The 655-nt window shown below is 48.1% G+C and carries 1 protein-coding gene; it reads left to right on the forward strand.

The window, feature by feature from the left end:
* On the forward strand, positions 1–230 hold a 230-nt coding region (locus tag DVK07_RS20465), incomplete at its 5' end, for a helicase C-terminal domain-containing protein (RefSeq protein WP_147441290.1).
* Positions 231–655 lie beyond the last annotated feature (425 nt).

Consider the following 655-nt stretch of genomic DNA (forward strand, 5'->3'; position numbering starts at 1 on the left):
TCACGTATGCTCTAACTATTCCGGCAGTTCGGCAGGTCCGACAGGCACTAGGTCGGGTCATTCGTGGTCCGGACGAACGAGGGGTTCGAATCGTTGTCGGTGAGCGATTCGTCCCTGGAGCGCTTCACTCGATCTACGAGTACTTCCCGAAGAATGAACAGGACGAGTTGGTACGGATGAAGCCTGATTTTTCGAACTCTCAGTTCGACAACTTTTGGAGCAGTGAATAAGACTACAGAGCATAGGCGAGTCCAGTCTTGTTTGACGCGCGGTGAATCTACAGAATAAATATCTCTACGGCTCTGTTGAAATCCTCAGCAGGTGATATATTTCTGCAGTTGTGCTGAATATAGAGCGCAAATACGGTATAGACTACGTACTGATCTTCGCGGATTGCGATTGATCAACCCAGTGAACGAAGTAACGTATTTGATGACAAGCTAACTAGAATTTGTCAAGAATGGTGTGGTGAATCATCATTGATTGCTGCTTCCGCTTCTGGGCGTATTTGGCGGTGGATATACGATGTAGCCATTATTTTCGTACAGTCGAGTTGCTGTTTTCCGTTCCTGATGCTTGGCGGCATCCTTCTCTCCACTGATCCACTCAATGTTGACCACGCTCTCCGGCGGGAAAATTGCGGTAAAACGTGCTC

The organism is Halorubrum sp. Atlit-26R, from assembly GCF_003666015.1.
In the GTDB taxonomy this organism is placed as follows: Archaea; Halobacteriota; Halobacteria; order Halobacteriales; family Haloferacaceae; genus Halorubrum.